Source organism: uncultured Maribacter sp., assembly GCF_963975365.1.
In the GTDB taxonomy this organism is placed as follows: Bacteria; Bacteroidota; Bacteroidia; order Flavobacteriales; family Flavobacteriaceae; genus Maribacter.
This window is the reverse complement of sequence record NZ_CAXBGF010000008.1, coordinates 114,180-133,014: the sequence shown is the minus strand read 5'-3', so window position 1 is coordinate 133,014 and position 18,835 is coordinate 114,180. Positions and strand designations below refer to the sequence as shown.

The 18,835-nt window shown below is 38.3% G+C and carries 17 protein-coding genes; 4 read left to right on the top strand and 13 right to left on the bottom strand.

The features are described from left to right. The first annotated feature begins 67 nt into the window (after positions 1-67). Together AACZ49_RS11155 and AACZ49_RS11150 are read left to right on the top strand one after the other, a co-directional pair. Positions 68-799: a DUF6088 family protein gene (locus tag AACZ49_RS11155; RefSeq protein WP_339654647.1), complete on the top strand. Its 732-nt coding sequence runs from the start codon at positions 68-70 to the stop codon at positions 797-799. Next, entirely contained in the window at positions 796-1,773 is a 978-nt protein-coding gene (locus tag AACZ49_RS11150) for a nucleotidyl transferase AbiEii/AbiGii toxin family protein (protein WP_339654644.1), read from the top strand. The genes AACZ49_RS11155 and AACZ49_RS11150 overlap by 4 nt, the downstream gene beginning before the upstream one ends. A 106-nt stretch (positions 1,774-1,879) precedes the next feature. Here the strand turns inward: AACZ49_RS11150 and AACZ49_RS11145 are convergent, their stop codons facing one another. The 11 genes from AACZ49_RS11145 to mnmE form a co-directional block, all read right to left on the bottom strand. Further along, a complete protein-coding gene (locus AACZ49_RS11145; protein WP_339654642.1) occupies positions 1,880-2,353 on the bottom strand; it encodes a DUF6730 family protein in 474 nt (157 codons plus the stop codon). A gap of 12 nt (positions 2,354-2,365) precedes the next feature. After that, on the bottom strand, positions 2,366-3,235 hold the full coding sequence (locus tag AACZ49_RS11140) for a relaxase/mobilization nuclease domain-containing protein (protein WP_339654641.1): 870 nt from the start codon (positions 3,233-3,235) through the stop codon (positions 2,366-2,368). Next, positions 3,235-3,537: a mobilization protein MbpA gene (gene mbpA / locus AACZ49_RS11135; protein WP_339654640.1), complete on the bottom strand. Its 303-nt coding sequence runs from the start codon at positions 3,535-3,537 to the stop codon at positions 3,235-3,237. The genes AACZ49_RS11140 and mbpA overlap by 1 nt, the downstream gene beginning before the upstream one ends. Positions 3,538-3,545: 8 nt before the next feature. After that, entirely contained in the window at positions 3,546-4,490 is a 945-nt protein-coding gene (locus AACZ49_RS11130) for a toprim domain-containing protein (RefSeq protein ID WP_339654638.1), read from the bottom strand. Between the two features lie 215 nt (positions 4,491-4,705). Then, complete coding sequence (locus AACZ49_RS11125; RefSeq protein ID WP_339654635.1) at positions 4,706-5,908, bottom strand: VapE domain-containing protein; 1,203 nt, start codon at positions 5,906-5,908, stop codon at positions 4,706-4,708. Continuing rightward, positions 5,908-6,192: a helix-turn-helix domain-containing protein gene (locus AACZ49_RS11120; RefSeq protein WP_339654632.1), complete on the bottom strand. Its 285-nt coding sequence runs from the start codon at positions 6,190-6,192 to the stop codon at positions 5,908-5,910. The genes AACZ49_RS11125 and AACZ49_RS11120 overlap by 1 nt, the downstream gene beginning before the upstream one ends. A gap of 843 nt (positions 6,193-7,035) precedes the next feature. Further along, positions 7,036-9,687 carry a carboxypeptidase-like regulatory domain-containing protein gene (locus AACZ49_RS11115; protein WP_339654629.1) on the bottom strand — a complete coding sequence of 884 codons (2,652 nt, stop codon included), beginning with the start codon at positions 9,685-9,687 and terminating at the stop codon, positions 7,036-7,038. A 92-nt stretch (positions 9,688-9,779) separates the two neighbouring features. Continuing rightward, complete coding sequence (locus AACZ49_RS11110; protein WP_339654627.1) at positions 9,780-11,321, bottom strand: phosphatase PAP2 family protein; 1,542 nt, start codon at positions 11,319-11,321, stop codon at positions 9,780-9,782. Beyond that, positions 11,311-12,240: a transporter gene (locus AACZ49_RS11105; RefSeq protein ID WP_339654625.1), complete on the bottom strand. Its 930-nt coding sequence runs from the start codon at positions 12,238-12,240 to the stop codon at positions 11,311-11,313. Before AACZ49_RS11105 ends, AACZ49_RS11110 begins: the two co-directional genes overlap by 11 nt. Before the next feature lie 551 nt (positions 12,241-12,791). Then, a complete protein-coding gene (locus AACZ49_RS11100; protein WP_339654752.1) occupies positions 12,792-13,946 on the bottom strand; it encodes a site-specific integrase in 1,155 nt (384 codons plus the stop codon). A 162-nt stretch (positions 13,947-14,108) separates the two neighbouring features. Further along, on the bottom strand, positions 14,109-15,506 hold the full coding sequence (gene mnmE, locus AACZ49_RS11095) for a tRNA uridine-5-carboxymethylaminomethyl(34) synthesis GTPase MnmE (RefSeq protein ID WP_339654621.1): 1,398 nt from the start codon (positions 15,504-15,506) through the stop codon (positions 14,109-14,111). Positions 15,507-15,617: 111 nt separating this feature from the next. Here mnmE and AACZ49_RS11090 point away from each other — a divergent pair, with 111 nt between their 5' ends. Beyond that, the gene (locus AACZ49_RS11090; RefSeq protein ID WP_339654619.1) at positions 15,618-16,025 is read left to right on the top strand and encodes a hypothetical protein; all 408 of its coding nucleotides are present in this window, start codon (positions 15,618-15,620) and stop codon (positions 16,023-16,025) included. 71 nt (positions 16,026-16,096) lie between these two features. Further along, entirely contained in the window at positions 16,097-16,462 is a 366-nt protein-coding gene (locus AACZ49_RS11085; RefSeq protein WP_339654617.1) for a DUF4870 domain-containing protein, read from the top strand. Positions 16,463-16,536: 74 nt separating this feature from the next. Here AACZ49_RS11085 and dnaN read toward each other — a convergent pair whose 3' ends face one another. Both dnaN and AACZ49_RS11075 read right to left on the bottom strand, forming a co-directional pair. Next, positions 16,537-17,655 carry a DNA polymerase III subunit beta gene (gene dnaN, locus AACZ49_RS11080; RefSeq protein ID WP_339654615.1) on the bottom strand — a complete coding sequence of 373 codons (1,119 nt, stop codon included), beginning with the start codon at positions 17,653-17,655 and terminating at the stop codon, positions 16,537-16,539. A gap of 278 nt (positions 17,656-17,933) precedes the next feature. Beyond that, positions 17,934-18,764, bottom strand: a complete 831-nt coding sequence (locus AACZ49_RS11075) for an SAM-dependent chlorinase/fluorinase (RefSeq protein WP_339654613.1) — start codon at positions 18,762-18,764, stop codon at positions 17,934-17,936. Between the last annotated feature and the right edge of the window lie 71 nt (positions 18,765-18,835).

Sequence of the window (18,835 nt, the reverse complement as noted above, 5' to 3'; positions counted from 1 at the left end):
AAAATATGTCCAGTTTTTTAACAAATAAACTGGACATTTTAAATACCTTTGTATAAATGAGTTTCTAATGAAAACCTCTGAATACATTGAAGATAAGATTAATAAATTGCCTAAAGGATATGTGTTTACCTATATGGATTTTATGAATGAGGTGACTAGGAGGGAAGCCATCATTAAGCATCTGAATAGAATGGCTACTTCCGGTAAGATAAATAAACTATCAAAAGGTAAATATTTCAAACCGCAAGAAACTGTATTTGGTACTTTGTTACCAGATCAACACCAAATTGTAAAAGACTTGTTGGAGGAAGACGGTAAACTTGTAGGGTATATTACAGGGTATAGCGTTTATAATTCTCTGGGACTTACCACACAAGTAAGTAGCACGATACAGATAGGCAAACGGGAGATAAGGCCTTCTTTTAAAAGAGGCCGTTTTAGAATTTCGTTCATCAAACAAAAGAATACCATTAATAAAGAAAATATTCCCCTATTGCGGTTGTTGGATGCCATACGTTACATCAAGAAAATACCGGATACCACAGTTGAAAAAAGTTGTATTCGATTGATGGCATTATTGCGCGAATTGAAAACTAGCGAACACATAAAACTTATAAAATTGGCTTTTAAATATTCTCCCGCAACCAGAGCTTTATTAGGAGTATTGCTAAGGGAAATCGATTGCAAAGTAGAGACTGAAATAAGAGACCTTCAAGATAGTTTAAACCCGATAACGGTTTATAATTTTGATGTTTCTGAAAAGGTGCTGTCAAATTCTAAATACTGGAATATAAAATGAAGTTGCACGAGAACGAACAACTTTTTAGACAAGCGGTACAGGTAACTGCAGAGCGGATGGGTATTTTAGATATCTATATCGAAAAGGACTATTGGGTATGCTATGCCCTAAAACTCATCTTTGATAGTGCTATTAAAGATGAAGTGATATTTAAGGGCGGCACAGCCTTATCAAAGTGTTATAAATTCATCGAACGCTTTTCCGAGGATATTGATTTAGTCGTAATACGAAGAGAAAAAGAGACAGGAAATCAATTAAAGACTAAGCTTAAAAAAGTAACCAAGGAAATAACAGCACCATTTGTGGAAGTAGAAATGGAAGGTATTACCAACAGAATGGGAATGATTCGAAAGATAGCTTATAACTACCCTAAAGTTTTCAAAGGAAATTATAGGCAGGTAAGAGATGCCATTATCATAGAAGCAACATGGCTAGGCTATTTTGAACCACACACAAAGAGAATTCTGAATACTTATATCTATGATATGATGAATGCCACTAATCAAAAGGCATTGGCGGAGGAATACAACCTATTGCCTTTTGAAGCACTAGTTTTGGATTCTCGAAGAACGCTTTGTGAAAAGATAATGAGTTTGGTTCGATTCTCAAATACTCAAACCCCTATTATTGATTTGAATGCTAAAATTAGGCATGTGTACGATATTCATCAGCTATTGAAAGATGAAACGGTTCAAGAATTTTTTACTTCGGAAGCTTTTGATAATATGCTAATAAAAGTGGCCCACGACGATGTACAAAGTTTTAAGAACAACAACGATTGGTTAAAGCACCACCCTAAAGATGCATTGATTTTCAAAGAACCTGAAGAAATGTGGAAGCAACTTAAAGACACCTACCAGAATGAATTTAAGTTTTTGGTATATGGGGAATTGCCAAGTACAGCGGATATTTTGGCTACTATTATTGAGGTTTCAAATCGACTGGTACATGTTAAATGGAAAATAGTTTTTTAAAGAAAAGTACCCCAAATCCTTACCATAACTTACCTGCGCCTGGATCCTGTGGGATTTTTGTAGCGTTCCGGCAGATAAGCGTAAAGCAAAAATTCCATAGGGCGCCCTACTTTCGGTTTGGAACACTATCTTTTTTCGTTAACCATTTCCGGTACGATTCGTAATGAGCGGGGTTCTGGTCAAAATACCCTCTCAGGTTGGATATTACTTCCTGCTCTCCCTCGGTAAAGGCCCTTTCTCGGACATCATTTAACCCAGATACCTTGAAACTTAAATAGCCGATGATGACCAAGGAAATGAACCAAATCGAGTAATGAATCCACAACTGTATCTTTGGAACCAATCTTGCTTTTGAAATCTGACTGCTGATATCCTGAACCGACTCCTGAAGCCTTTCGGTATTCACCTTCTCTGAATTCAGATGCTCTTGGAGCAATCGTTCAATTTCTGAAGTATCGGGCATTACTTTGATGTTGTCCGTATTCTGGGTCAACCGTTCCAGTCTATCGATAGACCTCTTGAACCCGTCCAGCTCGTCGGTGAGCAGTTCCATTACCTCGTCCAGTTTCTTGTATCCCATAATTTCTTGTTTTTAAAATCCGATGCCGGTATCGATGGCCCTTTTGATCGTTTTCTTGATGATGTTCTTGGCGATACTTGTGGCCAAATTGGTGCTCATTTCCACGGTTTTCCCTAGTAGCTGAACCGATTTGCCGACCTCTTTTGGTTTTACAATACCTTTGTTCTGGGAAAGTTGTGCCATGATCCTTCCACCGGATAGGGAGCGGTGTACCTCGCTGGCCTTGAAGTTATGACCTTGATATTGGAACCGGAATCCTTGTAACTTGTTCGCTTTATTGATGGTCGGGATGACTTTCACGTTCCTTTCCTGCATGGCCTTGATGTAGGAGTCCAATGTTTTTGGTCTATCGCTTTCCATTACTTTATGATGGATGTCCTTTATTTCTAGCCGCACTTTTATAGTATCCAGTTCCTTTTCCAATTGTACCTCCTTCACCGTGGTCAATCCCATCTCTTTGGCTACGCTCTCTGCGGCCAGTTGGCTCCGCTTCCCGATAAAACTGTCATTGTAGGCATTACCATCGAAACCGATACGGTTTACGTACAAATGGACATGGGTATGTGCCTTGTCCCTATGGACAAAGGCGATGGCCTGCCGTTCCTTCAATTGCATTTCCTTGATGAACTTTTGGGTCAGTTCCCCTAACCGGTCCTTGGTAAGGTTCCTACCATCCTCTTGTGTCGGACTGAGTATAAAGCTCAAGGTATTCTTTTGACAACGGGTGTTCTCTTCCTGTATCAACCGGAACTCCTCGGTGATCTCTTGGGGACTGTTACCGGCCAAATGTTGGCTGAATACGATTTCCGCATCCTTCTCCTGGTTCCAACCGTAATCGATACTTGTACCCGTATGCGCTATGGAAGTTCCTTTGCCGATCATTACTTCGTTTTTTTAAAATTATAAAGGTGCGTTCGTATTTCCTCCGCCAATTGCTCCACCTCGCTGGCCAGTCTTGGATTGTGTTTCTTGAACATGTTCCCAATCCGGGTAAAATTTCCCTTGTACTTCACCAGCATTTTATAATGTTCCGATTGTTCATCCGTTAGTCGTTCGATGACGGCATTGCCGAAGGCGGAGCTACGGCAATATTCGGAGAGGGAAAGTCCTGCCCGTTCCGCTCTTTTCATGAGCAGTTTTTTCTCATAGATGGAGCACCGGAATTTGATGTACGTACGTTTCATTTTTTTATTTATTTGCAACCATCGGGAGTAAAGCGAGTTTGTCTTTGTGGCAACAAAGACACATCTCGCGCTTCCTGACCAAGTCCCTTTTTTGCATTATAGATGAGCCATTCGTTCATGTCCTTGAATCCTTCATAAAACTTTGATTTGTCAAGGCAGTTATTGGAATGGGCCATTAATTTTTGGTTCGTTCTTCTTCCATTCGGATCGTTGTCCAAGTAAAGGTCGATTTGCAAATAACTTTTCATTATTTCGACTGCTTTCGAAACCAAGGCATTTGAGTTCAGCACCAGAAAATCATAATCTTCTTCTAAAATTCCATTACAGCTAAGAAGGGATAGTAAATCGAACACGCCCTCGGTAACGATAAGTTTTCCGTTTCCATTTTTGATGTGGGTGATATCCTTGGGCGAACTACAGTTCTTATAATATTTGTTCCGAAGTTCCCATCCCCCGGAATCGTTCTTAAAACCGACGGCGTAATAGTCTTCGTTCTTAAAACTATAATGGACCTCCCTAATAAATTTCTTGGCCGTTATAAACAAAATGAATCTAGAATCTAAATAACCTCGCAAAGCGTAATGGGAAAGTTCCTTTACTTCATTTATAAGGATTTTATCTTCCATTGGCGCTTTAAAACTGGGCTGCTGTTGAAATAAAAAAGAGTTCTTATCCTCTCCGATAATTCTTACAGCTTCCTTTACATTGCAATGGCTTATTTTACATACCAGGTCGATAACATTTCCACCGGTTCCTTCCCCATGGTCGTACCATCTATTGAGTGTCTTGGACACCTTGAAAGAGGCTTGGGTCTCTGAGCGGAAAGGGCTCAGGAACCAAGCTTCTTTTTCGTTCGCCTTGGTCGGAAAGTGCCCGAGTTTTGCCAGCGCCCTTTCGATGGGAAAAGCTCGGGCTCTTTCACACGACAGTCCATTTGTTCTTTTTTCTTTCATTAGCCTCTTTTAGTATTATTTTGCTTACCATCCTACCTAAGCCCGTGTTTATTCGTGTTCAGGGCTTAGGTGGGTATAAATCCGATCTTACCCATCTTACCCAATAAGGTAGGTTAGGTAATACCTAGGTAACTAGTTGTTTATATATCCTACCTTAAGGTAGCTCCCGCTGGTGGGGCGTTCCGCTTCCCTTAGGTAACCAGGTAGATGTAATTTCACTTTTTCGACAGTTCCAGTTCCCAGGGCGTATCGATAAAGTTCGGCCGCGCCAGGTAGCCGTACACTTGTCGTTTGGGATGCTTTATCCTTTGAAAGTTGAACCCGGACAATGCCCGTCCCAAGTTTATCTGGTTCAGTCGAAGGTTTAGGCAGCTGAGTTTGACCAGTACATCTGAGGCGGTAACGAAATCTTCGATGTTGTCGGACTTTTCAAAATATTTGGAAACCAGTTCCTCTTCCGTGGTAAGCTTCGTGTACTTCTTGTTCCGCTCCTCGTTCTCTTGGATATCCTTTATTGATAATTCAGGATTGAAATTAGGGTCGTTATAGGCGAGATAGTATGCCTGTGACCAAACCCTATTAATATCTATTTCCTTCGAATACCCGAAATCTATTTTCCCTTTTAACTCAAAGCAAAGCCATCTGACGGAACCGGTTTCATCATTTAAAAATGACGCCATATTGGTAGAACCTACAAAAGAACAAATTCTGGGTAGGGTGGTGTTCTTCCGATCATATGGCAATCGTTCATTGATAAAGGTCTTTGAGAAAAAGGACTTTAGCGCATTCACATCCTTTTTCGAAAGTACGGCCAGCTCGTCCAGATTATAAAGGAAATTCCGGCAAAGCTGTATCCTTGCATCCTTGTCGTTACTGATGTCCTCGGCCATATATTCTGCCAGCTCAGGGGGACATAGGAATCGGCACCAGGTCGATTTACCCGAGTTCTGTCCCTGATGGGAAAGGACAAAGGCCTGTTTGTTGAAATAGTGTACCTCCAGCGCACATTTTATCGTCCGTACCAGCCATTTATTGAAATGATATTCAAAGGCTTCCTTCTCATAGGTTGGCACGTAAGAGGCTAATTTTAGAATATAATCCTGGCCATCCCATTTAGGGAGTTTTTCAAAATATTCCCGGATGGGATTGCATTTTGGGATCCATTCCGACCGGATAAGAGTTTCCAATTTCCCATTGGGGATATCGATGCCCGCTTTCGCCAGTTCGATGATCAGGGAATTCAGGTTCAGATACTGCCATTCCGTGGAATCCTTGAAGGCAATCTGGAAGTCGTGCGAAATCTCGTTAAATGTAATATCGTACTTACTCTCCAAATATTCCATTGTATAGTCGTAGATCGTTTTTTTCTTGGCGTCCTTTACATGGTAAAGTTTTTCGCCATTACCTAGCGAGTCCATCACCTTCTATTTTTGAAGGTGTACTTAAGTGCATCGTCGGTGATTTCGGCATGCGACTTTCTGCCGTTCTGGAGAAGCCAATCGTTGAGTTTGCGTTTCTCGAAGAAAATCATCTTACCGTTTGGCTTTGAATGCGGGATATTTCCCGTGGCCGTTAGTTTGTAAAGATAACTCCTTGATATTCCGGTATAGTCACAGGTCTCCTCGAAGGTGAGCACCTCTTTATTGGCCGTTAATAGCCTTTCCAAACGATCAAGTCGTTCAAAGATTAAAATAATGTCCATTTGTTTCTTTTTAAGATTATTAAATGAACAAAAGCGCTTTTGTTTTCCTTTGTAGAATTCTTTGGATAAAGGTAATTGGAGAGAGGTGCTAAAACTCGATTATGTACATGTTTTTATTCACAAAATATTGATAAACAATTACTTATGATAAATCAATGCAAATCGAAGCAAATAAAATTTGGATAATTTCATTTGGTTTCAAAACGATTCAAATGAGACCATTTGATTTTTGTAAAAAAAGAAGAATTTTGAGTTATCAACAATTGAAAATTTAATTATCGAGAAAATAAGTGTTGTTAAAAGGCAAATGACCCATTTGGATTAATCCAAAATGTGCCATTTGTTTAAGTATTCCATTACTTAAAATGTAAAAATCTATTCATCAGAAAGTAGTTTTATTGTATTGTCCCGGAAAAGGTTGGTTTCTTAAAACTAAGATGCTAATACCTTTATTCATAAGACTTATCCACTACTTGATGTATATCAAATAATGGCAAGCTTATTGTGGTATTTATTTTAAGCTACAAATAGGTATTTAACATGATTAAAAAACTACTTTTTTTTAAGGTTAGAACGTCCAATTGTAGTCCGTTATTTGGTTTGGACGATATCTACGCTAATGCCATATGTCAATTACCAATTATTACTAGACGGGAGTACTGCCAGCGATTGATCAAATGAATAAGATTTGAACTAAAGACGGCTAGATTTAGACAAAAGAATCAACAACTTAAATAAATGATCAAATCCGCTAAGTCGGAAATTTCTAAATTGGAACCAACGCCCAAAATTTAATTTTTGGTTCAATAGGTTATAATATCTTCTCTAGACAAGGCTTTTTGGCTATATTCTTATGTTAACCCCAAAAATGAACTGACAAAAACCACCTCCAAATATGCCCGAAGTAGCACGGTTTAAACGCGAAGCCCTGTAAATTTCATTGGTGATGTTCTTTCCATTGATAAAAGCGTTCATATGAACATTGTCACCAATAACAAAGTCATAGTTCACAAAAGCATCAAATGTATGGTACGAAGGAAGTTTTCCAATGGCCCCATCAGCGGATTCGTTACTGAAATTGTGAAATTCAGTAAATTGTGTACTCACAAAATTACCACTTAGCCCTAGCGATAATTTTTTATAATCGTAATTCAGTCCAACATTGGTAGTACTCATGGGTGTATAGGGAGCCTCTGCATCAACTATCCCCTGGTCACCAAATTGGATAACACTTTTAGTGATATTTTGGAATGTGGATGGTTCAACGGTCTGGTCCGTTAACAAGGTTTCACCACCTAAACCGTCCGAAACATATATTTCATAAGCGTTTCTATTGGCATTTACGGTATTGATATATTCATTTTGGGTGGCCGAATTGTGGATGACCTGCGAAAAGAGGTCTTTATCCTCTAATTTACCGGCCAATACTTTGGAACGCATGAGATTAAGATTTCCTACAAGTCTGAACTGATGTTGGTTTTTGTTCAATAATTCAACACCCAAAGCCACTTCCAGGCCTTGTACATTTATTTTTCCCAATTCCTGAAAAACTTCATTTCTTCCGCCGGCATAGAAATTACGGCTGGTGTTGTTAAAGTAGGTGAATTGGCCATCGACGCGCTTATCGAATACATCTCCGCGCCACCCAATTTCCCTGTTCCAACTTAATTCTGGGTCAATATTGATACTTTGCCCGGCAAGCGGATTGGTGACAATACCGTCTTGTTCCACCAAAAATCCAAAAACTTTGGAGGGTGCAATCATTCCTTCATAAATGCTACCGTAGAATTCACCATAGTTTGTTTGATAATCCAACGTAATTCCCGGCAGGAATTGGGTATACACGTTTGGTTCCCGACCTTCTTCGGTACTACTGATATTAGGATCTTGAGCTACGGCAATCAAATCTTGGCGATACATGTCTACATGCTCAAAGCGGAGAATTGGGGTAATACCCCATTTTCCAATATTGAATTCGTTCCGTATAAACCCATTGGCAGACCAAAGTCGATACCATAAATCAGTAGTGGCGCGACCACTTCTTGCCCAACGGCTGCTGTCGGCAACCAGAAAACGGTCCTTGAACGTTTCGCTGTGCAGATTAAAACTAGCTTCCAAATGCTGTCCTTTTTCAAAGGCTTTCCATTCGTAGTCCATGGTTTCTTTGACCCCTGATACGGTATAGGTCCAACGGCTGTCCGTAGTGCTTTCCCTTCCATTGTTAACTCTACCCACGATCACATAATCTTCCTCGTCATAGTTTCGTCCGTTCAAATAACTGTACCGGTCGTTAAAAATGGCATCGCCAACATAATTTTGAACTTCGGAGGCTTTGATTTTGGCGGTGGTCTGTCGCCACCAATCACGTTCAAAGTCACTTGCATATACTTTTGAAGTAAAGCTTAAATTTTCTACGGGCAACCATTTGTGGATAATATCCAACCCATACCTTCTCATGGTAAACTGGTCTGCATCTAAAGGGTTTTGGGTAGGATCAGTATCAAATGTAAAAGGGGTTTGCGAACTTAAAGAGGCTTGATTGTCTTCCGATTGAGCGCTAACTTTAAAATAAAGCGATTGGTTATCGGAGAGTTTGGCAAATACTTTAGCGTTCAAGTTCAATACTTCAACCGATGAGTTATCCGTAAACCCATCAAATTTCTTATACACTCCTTCTACCAATGCCCCAAGATTGTTCCAGGTACCACCATATGAAATCAAACCTGTTCTGTAATTGCGTTGTCCTCCGATCAACTTTACTCTCAACTCAGGCTTCTGAGGAGGCAGGGCGGTAATATAGTTGATGGCGCCATACATATTGTTGGGGCCATAACGGAGCAAATCCGCTCCTTTATATACTTCTATGGCGGTAATACGGTCACTTACTGGATTGTAGTAAGCGCCTGGAGCAATATACGGCGCCGGTGCGGACGGAGTGCCATCTTCCATAAGCAAAACTTTTTTGGAACGCCTGCCCCATGAACCCCGGATACTAATGTTGGGACGGTTGGACAGCCCCATATCCCCAACGATATTAACTCCCGGAACGGTTCTGAGCATTTCTTCCGTACTTAGAGGGTTACTATTTTTAAGTGCAATTGGAGTAATGCGGAAGTTACTTCCCTTGAATTCATCTTTAAAACTTTTGGGAGAGGCACTTACAATGACCTCATCTAAAGTCGTATTGCTCAATTGGAGCGGGATAGCGCCTAGTTCAAGATTTTGGGTATTGATGGTGATGGTAATCGTTTTTTTTTCATAGCCCAAATAATTAACTGTACCAGCATAGTTGCCGGCCTTTAAATTAAATGAAAAGTTGCCATTCCTGTCGGTTATAGCCCCACTTCCATTCTCCAGTACAATTTGTGCCCCCATAAGTGGCTCGTTATTCCCTTCTTCAATAACTTTCCCAGTAACCGTAATCTGGGCAACTACTTGTAATTGGATAAAAAGTAAAACAAAAAATAAAAATGGTATCCTTCTTCTTAATTTCATAAAATGTAAAGTTGATTTAAAAAATACTGAATACAGTTTCCAATATCAATTATATCCTTCTCAAAATAATTTTCTAATAATTCAAATGATATCTAATTGGCTCCGTCCAATTTAGCGATATCAACGGTAAATTTGGCGACTTCCCTGCCTTGGTCCGTTCCCACGGTTGCGTCAAATGTCCAGTGGATTCCACCGTATACCCTTGAAATGGCTGCTTCCTCTGCCCAACCACGCACTAACGTTGCCTTTTCAGGAAAGATATAGGCTAGAACTTCTGATGCAGCTGCGGAGAATACGCTATGGCCCGAAGTATAACTTGGGAAATTGGGCGTACCCGCAATGGTCTTGAAACCCTCTATCATTTGTATGGGCCTGGGATAGTGGTAATAATATTTGGCATCCCAGCAGCTGATGCCCGAGTCCATAATGGCCATGTTCATATAGGCCAAAGTCCTGGCCGATCGTAATGGATTCATTTTGCTTTCTACCATAAACTCATTGGCAAAACGGTTCCAATGTCCAGGAGGTGTATAGGTGCCCAAACCATCCTGCCAGAAATTGGCAATTATTCTTTTTTCCTCGGTCATATTATCGGCATATTCCTTTAAGATGACAACATCTTTTAAATAGGCCTCAGAATCGAGTGCCGGAGGTGGAATAGGACGTACATCCTCGACATTTGCGACATTCCACATCCTAACTTTTCCAAATAACGGGGTAAGTCCCACAGGGCGCACCGGGACCTCAAGATTATCCCACTGCCAGCCAAATCGTTCAAAGGCAGCCGCCTTAATAGAGTCTGAAACCGCTTTAGGCGCCTGTGCATTTTTCATGCCATCACCGGCCGCCCGGGCCAAAGCTAAAATGGAAATTTCATCCCCAATGGCGGTACCGGCAGAAATATCACTGGGAACATTACCTCCGGAAAGTAAAAGACTTTGCAAATGTTCCTCCTCCATTTTTTGTAAATATTCATTCTCCAAGGGAAACATGGCCGACAGTACTTTTTTGGACACTCTTGCCAAGACCGCACCGTCGGATGGATATGAAGGAATGTCGTTTGGCTCATATGCATAGACAATGGAGCCATCTTGTTGATAAGGAGCAGCCCTATTATACAAATATTTATAATGCCATGCGGATATCAACCCGTCGAACTGTGCTACGGAAAGATAGGCCAATGCCCTAGAGGCATAGGGCGGATGTGCAAATGGAAAACCTGGCGGTCCGTTAGGGTTGTTTGGGTTGGGTAGCGTGTACGTGCCGTCATCATTTGGACCGGGAATAAGGTTATATTTAGCAATAAGTTCCAGGGCAATTTCGTTCCATCTAACCACGGCATTATTGCCCCAGTAGGCCAATGCCTTTCTTTGTGGGGCATTGATTTCAGCCATTGAAGTCTTTAAGTCCAAAATTTCCGCCTGATAGCTTGCCGATGAAATTCCTTCCGGAGCTTCAATGGGAATTGCTGCACCTTCATCGATCAAAATAGGTTTCCATGTACCGCCATTTTCATCGGTACTTGCAAAGGAGTAATCCTTATATTCCAGATAGGTGGGCAGATCCTTTTCACAGGAAACGAATGCAACCAAGCCACAAATGAAAATAAATGGTATAACTAGTTTATTGCGCATCTTGTTCGTTGTTTGTGTTTTTGATAAAATTAAATTGATAGGTCAGGCCTAACCCTACATTGCTGATCTTCGCCGTATTCATACCGTTTACGACATTATTGTAATATCCTACTATACCCAGACCTTTAAGATCGGGGGAATAATATTGGACAGAAACCCCAAGTCTATCAAATTTCACCTTGTTTGTGGGTTGTGCCGCATTGTAGGCCCTTATATTGTCACCACTTGTCGATTTTAGGGCGGTATAATTAAACTCTATTTTTAATGTATTGTTCATAAACCATTTACCAAGTACCGCTTCAAAGTTCCATGCGTTCGGCACGTCCATTAACGCGGTATAATAACTGCCGCCATTATAATAATAATCACGCTCTGCCTCAGTGTAGCCCCGCCATAAATGAGCTGCCATTCCGCGTACATAGAAGCCATTGTCAAGTTGATATTGGGCAATGCCACGAAGGGAAAATTCTGGGGCTCCAAAGCCCAAGCTGTAGGGCATATAATCCGACAGATAATTGGTGGCTGGCGTGGAATAGCCTACTGTCGTGAAAAGGGATAATCTACCAGAGCCCATTGATTTTTCCAAGGCTCTATATTTTAGGGCAAACAGTAGATCTTGAAAACCTTTCGCCCCTTCAAAACGACCCCCGTTAGGTTCAGATGATTTTGTCTTAACGTAGGGTAGCCCGATATAAAAATTGAGATCATCAAAAATGCCTACAGCGGCCATGGGTAAAATGGTCGTGCGATGGACCGTGGCAATAGTCTCGTTTCTTCTTAAATTCTCTCCCTCCCAATAACGATCAAACTGACCGGCATCATAATTTAAAAGAATGCATATATTCTTGGATGGCATCATTAGGGCATCGGTAGGGGTCTGTCCACGCGCGAAGGCAATTGTAAATATTAATAAAGTCAAGATATTTAAATCCCTCTGAGTCTTTCGTTTGTAACGGAAGCATAAATGTAGTTGTCCGGTCATTTTAGGAATTGGTTTTTAGATTGACTGTTTATTGTAAATGACCGACCAAAGTTGGCCGGTCATTTTACTAGTATTATCGATGCCACTTAAACAACATCTTAACAAACTCAACTTGAAAGCAAATGTAACGGCATTAATCTTACCTAGGGATTAAGGAAAAATCAAAAAGATTAATGAAAGGTTAAAGACCTTAATCAAATATTAAGATTTAAATAATAACCTTAATATCGATTAGGTAGCTTTAGTAAGTAGTTCCATGTAACTTATGAGGATCTTTATCTATTTATGAATTTAAAGGATCTTTCTATTGATATACTTAATGGCGACAACAGATTTGTTAGACCCTAAAAAGGGCCATATAATGGTTTATTTTCAAATTGTCGAATAGCCATTTCTTTAAAAGTCTAATTCTTGGTCTCTTTTATTATTATTGTTAATTTACCTTTTGTGGGACACTTTAGGTTAATTATAAAGTTTTAACCCATCCATTAATCAATATTTAAATTCAACTTGGGAATTAGGTTCGCAGCCTCCTTCATCTTTTTATCGATGATTTTTGCATAGATTGCTGTAGTTCTTATTTCTCGATGGCCTAGACGTTTAGACACGGTATAAATATCCGCACCATTCTCTAAAAGTAAAACAGCATTGGTGTGCCTTGCAGAATGGAAGGTGATATGCTTACTTATTCCGGCATCCATGCACCATCGAAGCAATTGCAGATTCATGTGTGCACTATATCGCAGTCCTTTGAAAACTCTTTCCTTAGGCTCCATTCTTTTTCCTAAAAATCCCCTGGCTTGTTGAGAAATATATAAATATTCAACGCCATCCGTTTTTTTCTGCTTAAACACAATCCGAAGAATGGGAATACCATTCTCATCAATTCCTTCTTCTCGAACTTCAGACCATTTCAATTTATTGACATCGGACCATCGAATGCCTGTTAATGCTGAAAATAGAAAAGCTCGTTTCAGGATAGGGAGTTTACATGGGGTGTTTGACAATTTTTGTAGCTCGTCAGAGGTTAGGTATTCTCGAGTGGACTCTCCCATAGAGAAACCCTTAACCTTTTTCATTAAGTTTTCTAGAAGGTATCCTTCGTCGAAGGCAGCATTAAGGCAAGCTTTGAATTTATTGAAATAGGTATGCTTCGTATTCTGGGATAGCTTCTTGAGGCTTTTTGTTACAGCCACTGTATCAAGGTGTTTTTTAAAACCCTTGATGAAATCGACATCCACATCATTGAGTGTGATGTGCTTGGGGCAATACGCCTCTAAGTGTTTTTGTGCGGCATCCCAGTTGTCATAGTTGCCTTTGGTCTGGTAGCGTTCTTCTTTCTTTTGCTCATAAAAGTCTAAAAAACCTATTTTCCCTTTTTTGTCATTTTGAATGTTATATCTGCCTTGATAAACTTCGGCTTTTCGTATTGCCAATATTTGCTCCGCAAGTTCTAGTTGTTCTTGATTCTTCTTTTTTTCAGCAGCCGACTTTGGATTTTCTTTCAAATAAAGTTGGAGGTATTCATAATCCCTCAAATGCTTTGTTTTTCCATTTTCTAGAGTCTGTACGCCCTTATAATATTCTATATACAGACTAAAATTTCCAGTTTTTAGTTTTTTCTTCCTAAGATGAACCTTTATCATGAGACACATTTTTTGCGTCTCATTTAATTAAGCGACACACATGAGACACAATAAAAGTAATAAAATTAGAATAAAAAGGAAAAGTAAAGAAATTATATTTTTTATAAATATTTGATTTACAGTTATTTGAATACAAATGAAACCAAATAAAATTGGAATCTATTTCCCGATACAGAAATTAGCAAAGATATTGCCTAACAGTTCATCATTGGTTACTTGACCAGTAATTTCTCCTAAGTGATACAAAGCTTCACGTACATCAATAGCCATGAGATCACTTGAAAGATCTTCCTTCATGCCAATTTGTACTTTTTCAATTTCTTCCAAAGCTTTAAGTAAAGAATTATAGTGGCGGGTATTCGTAACTATGGTTTCATTGTTGCGCAGTGCACCGGTATTAACAAATTCTAAAAGGCTATTTTTTAACGCTTCCACTCCTTCACCAGTTTTGGCAGAGAGGTAATTAATGTTGTTTAAATGCTGCCCTATAATTTCTTTATCTGCTTCTGAAAGGGTATCGGCTTTGTTTATTAGCAGAACTAATGGTTTCTGAGGATTTTGATTCTTGATTTTTTCGTACTCTACTGCAATGTTTTTTAGTTTTTGATTGTCAGTAAGAAGCTTTGAACCATCAACTAATAATAGGATAACTTGGGCTTGCTCTATTTTTTCAAATGTTCTTTTAATACCCATGCCTTCTATAACATCTTCTGTTTCACGTATTCCTGCAGTGTCTATAAATCGAAATCCGATGCCTCCAATTGCTATTTCATCTTCAATAGTATCGCGAGTAGTGCCAGCAATGTCTGATACTAACGCACGTTCTTCATTCAAAAATGCATTGAGTAGCGTAGATTTACCTACATTAGGTTCACCAACAATCGCAACTGGGATTCCGTTTTTTATCACATTTCCTACAGCGAACGAATCAATAAGGCTTTTCAAAACTTTTTGAATACGTGTTAGCAACTCTTTAAACTGTGTACGATCTGCAAATTCTACATCTTCTTCAGAAAAGTCTAGTTCAAGTTCGATAAGAGAGGCAAAGTTGAGAAGTTCTGTTCGCAGGTTTTTAATTTCATTACTAAATCCACCACGCATTTGTTGCATAGCAATCTGATGGCTTGCTGCATTATCACTAGAAATAAGGTCGGCAACGGCTTCGGCCTGACTTAAATCCATCTTACCATTCAAAAATGCCCTTAAAGTGAATTCACCGGCATCTGCAGTTCTACAACCATTTCTAAGAAATAATTGAATTATTTGCTGTTGAATATAATGGGATCCATGACAAGAAATTTCAATGATATCTTCACCAGTATACGAATGTGGATTTTTGAAGATGGAAATCAATACTTGGTCTAAAACCGCTGAGCTGTCTTTTATATAACCTAAATGTATGGTATGACTTTTTTGTTTCCCTAATACTTTTCCTGAAATAGATTCAAAATGTTGTGATGCAATTGAAATTGCTTTTGGTCCAGAAAGTCTTATTATAGCAATAGCTCCAGAACCTGATGGGGTTGCAAGCGCTATTATAGTATCTGTTGGAATCATGTCGCAAAAATAATCATTTATTAGCTGGTGTTACATCCTTATTTAGAATCCAAATTACTTGCAGTATTCAATTAAATAGTAATTTTACATGTTATAAAATTATAAAATTTGATGAAGAAATTATTTGTATTGCTAGTGTTTGCTTTTACTTGTATTATTGGAAAAGCTCAAGATGATTCTAATGAATCAACTATTGAAAATACAGTTGTACAACAAAATGAACTTGAACAGGTTAAAAGGAAGGTAGGGAAATCTGAAGCCAAAGCTAAGAAGGAAAAAAAACAAGCTAAGGATTTAAAAAATCAAGAGAAGATTAAAAAACAAGTTAATTCAAAATCTAAAGCTATTTCAAAACAAGAAAAGCAAATAGAGAAATTGCAAAACCAGCTTGAAAAAGGAAAATTAAAAGGTACTTTATCACCTGTGGATATTCAGAAAATGGATGATAAAATTGTTAAGATCCAAATGAAGGTAATGAAGGATCAAGAGAAACTTAAAAGGCTTAAACGAAAAATGTAGTAGCACATAATTTGTAACAAAATTGACTTTTACGCGTCTTATTTATAGTATTCATCTAAAATCAATCAAAAATGGAACTAGTAAATAATAGTGTAGCGTTACGTGAGGATCGTAATCTTTTGGTCATTACTCATCTCTCACAATACTTAGATTTTATTACAGGGTTTGGCGGTTTGTTAGTGCCTTTGGTCATCTGGTTAACCACTAAAGATTCGGTTGTTGGTATGGAAGAGCACGGTAAATCGGTCGTTAACTTTCAACTAACTTTAATCTTATATGTAATTATTGGTATTCCTGGGATATTGTTATTCGGACTTGGAATCTTATTATTAATTTTTGCAGGTGTTTTATCGATAGTGATGCCAGTCGTAAATGCGGTAAAAGCAAGTAATGGTGAGTCGCCAAGCTATTTTGGTACAATTAGGTTTATCTCGTAATAGATCAAAAAAAGGCAAAAAAAAAGGAGCAGTTGAATATTCAACTGCACCTTTTTTTTATCCAAACTTTAGTATTAGTTATTTAGCATAACCGGCATTACCAGCATAGTAACATATTCACCTTCATCTAAACCATCCGAAGGGGTAAGAATACCAGCTCTATTTGGCAAGCTCATTTCTAAAGTAACTTCATCAGAATTCAAATTATTTAGCATCTCGGTTAAGAACCTTGAATTAAAGCCGATTTGCATATCATCACCTTGGTATGAACACGTTAATCTTTCCTCCGCCTTATTAGAATAATCAATGTCTTCTGCAGATATATTTAATTCTGCGCCAGCTATTTTTAAGCGAATTTGATGTGTTGTCTTATTAGAGAAAATTGAAACCCTTTTTACGGAACTTAAAAATTGATTTCTAGCAATGGTAAGTTTATTTGGGTTCTCTTTTGGTATTACCGCTTCGTAATTTGGATATTTACCATCAATTAATCTACAGATTAATTCCGTTTCTTCGAAACTAAATTTTGCGTTACTATCATTGTATTCAATCAATACATCAGATTCGCTGCCCGCCAATATTCCTTTTAATAAGGTTAATGGTTTTTTTGGCATAATAAATTCTGCTACTTGGCTTGCAGTTACATCAGTACGTTGATATTTTACTAATTTATGTGCGTCAGTAGCAACGAAAGTTAGATTTTCAGTTGAAAATTGAAAAAACACACCGCTCATTACAGGTCTTAAATCATCATTACCTGCTGCGAAAATTGTTTTGTTTATCGCAGTTGCCAATATATCTCCTAGTATGGTTGTTGAACTTGGACTTGATAGTTCGACCGCTTTTGGAAATTCAGCTCCATCGGCATATGCTAATGCATACTTACCGTGATTAGAACTAATTTCTACAGTATTATTATCTTCAACCACAAAAGTAAGTGGTTGCTCAGGGAAAGTTTTCAACATTTCTAGAAGGAGTCTAGCCGGTACAGCAATAGTGCCTTCAGTATCTGAATCTACTTTAATAATTGAACTCATGGTTGTTTCTAGATCAGAAGCAGAAACAGTTAGTTTGTCCTTTTTTAAATCAAACAAAAAATTATCTAAGATTGGTAATGTATTACTGTTGTTAATTACACCTCCTAAAATTTGAAGTTGCTTCAACAAATAGGTACTTGAAACTATAAATTTCATTCTTTAATTTTTATTGATATTATTCCTAAAGTAATTTAGAACCGTAAGATTAAACTCCTTAGTATTGGTAGATTTATATACCAACAAAGATATTTTAATTGGCCTTTTTAAGGAAACAAACTTATTAACACTTTATGTAGCATAAGGTTGAACTGCAGCACTTGTTATTGCTAGACAAAGCTTGTTAATTCAAAATATGTAAAATAGTTATTAACTTTTGAATTCGTCGGAGATTAGATTAAAACGCTTCATTTACGATTTAATTCTTCCGTGAAATTCTATTCAAAATCTACCATTATAGTGTCTCTGTATTCAAGCCCCAATAGGGTAGAGGCACCACCAACGGTTGTAAGGTTGCTTTTGTAAATAGCTAATTCAATATAATTGGAAGAATTGAAAATTGCCAGTAAATCACCAGCACTCTTTCTTTGGTTTTTATCAATGCTATAATCTATAAAATCATTGTAAGCTTTGTGAATTTTACTGATCTTATGATTTCGCACCAAAAGTTTAAAATCTCTGCCATTACGATAAGCGTCGAAAAGATTTTTGCGAATATTTGTAATTACATTACCATAGTTGTCAATATAGATAACACTTCCAATAATTTTTTTTCCATCCTCAACAATTCTTGGCGAGAATTCTCTAAGGTCGTTTAATTCTGTAAAAGGTTTCCCCACAATTTCAAGGGTTCCGCCACGGGCAATATGGCAAGCTACTTGAATAAAAACATTTAGAACAGGGAAGGAATTTGCGATGGAATCTGGTAAATTAATTTCAACTACTTTTTCCGGAGTCATTTCGGAAGTAATGAGACCAATGACACCGGTATTAGCACTTATAAAATAGTGACCATTGACCAAAGCTACGATATGTTTGTTGTCTGGAGTCTCTTCGGAGTCTACCCCAACAATATGGATAGTGCCTTTTGGAAAACTTTTATATGAATTTGAAAGGATGTATGCACATTCTTGAATATTAAATGGCATGATGTCATGTGAAATATCAACAATTTTTGCATCGGGTAGTTCACTATAAATAGAGCCTTTCAATACAGCTACGAAGTGATCTTTTAGTCCAAAATCTGTGGTTAGGGTGATGATTGCCATACAGCAATGTTGATATGTTTTTGGTTAGTCAAACTTAAAATTTGCTTAAATTTGATATACAAAATTAAACA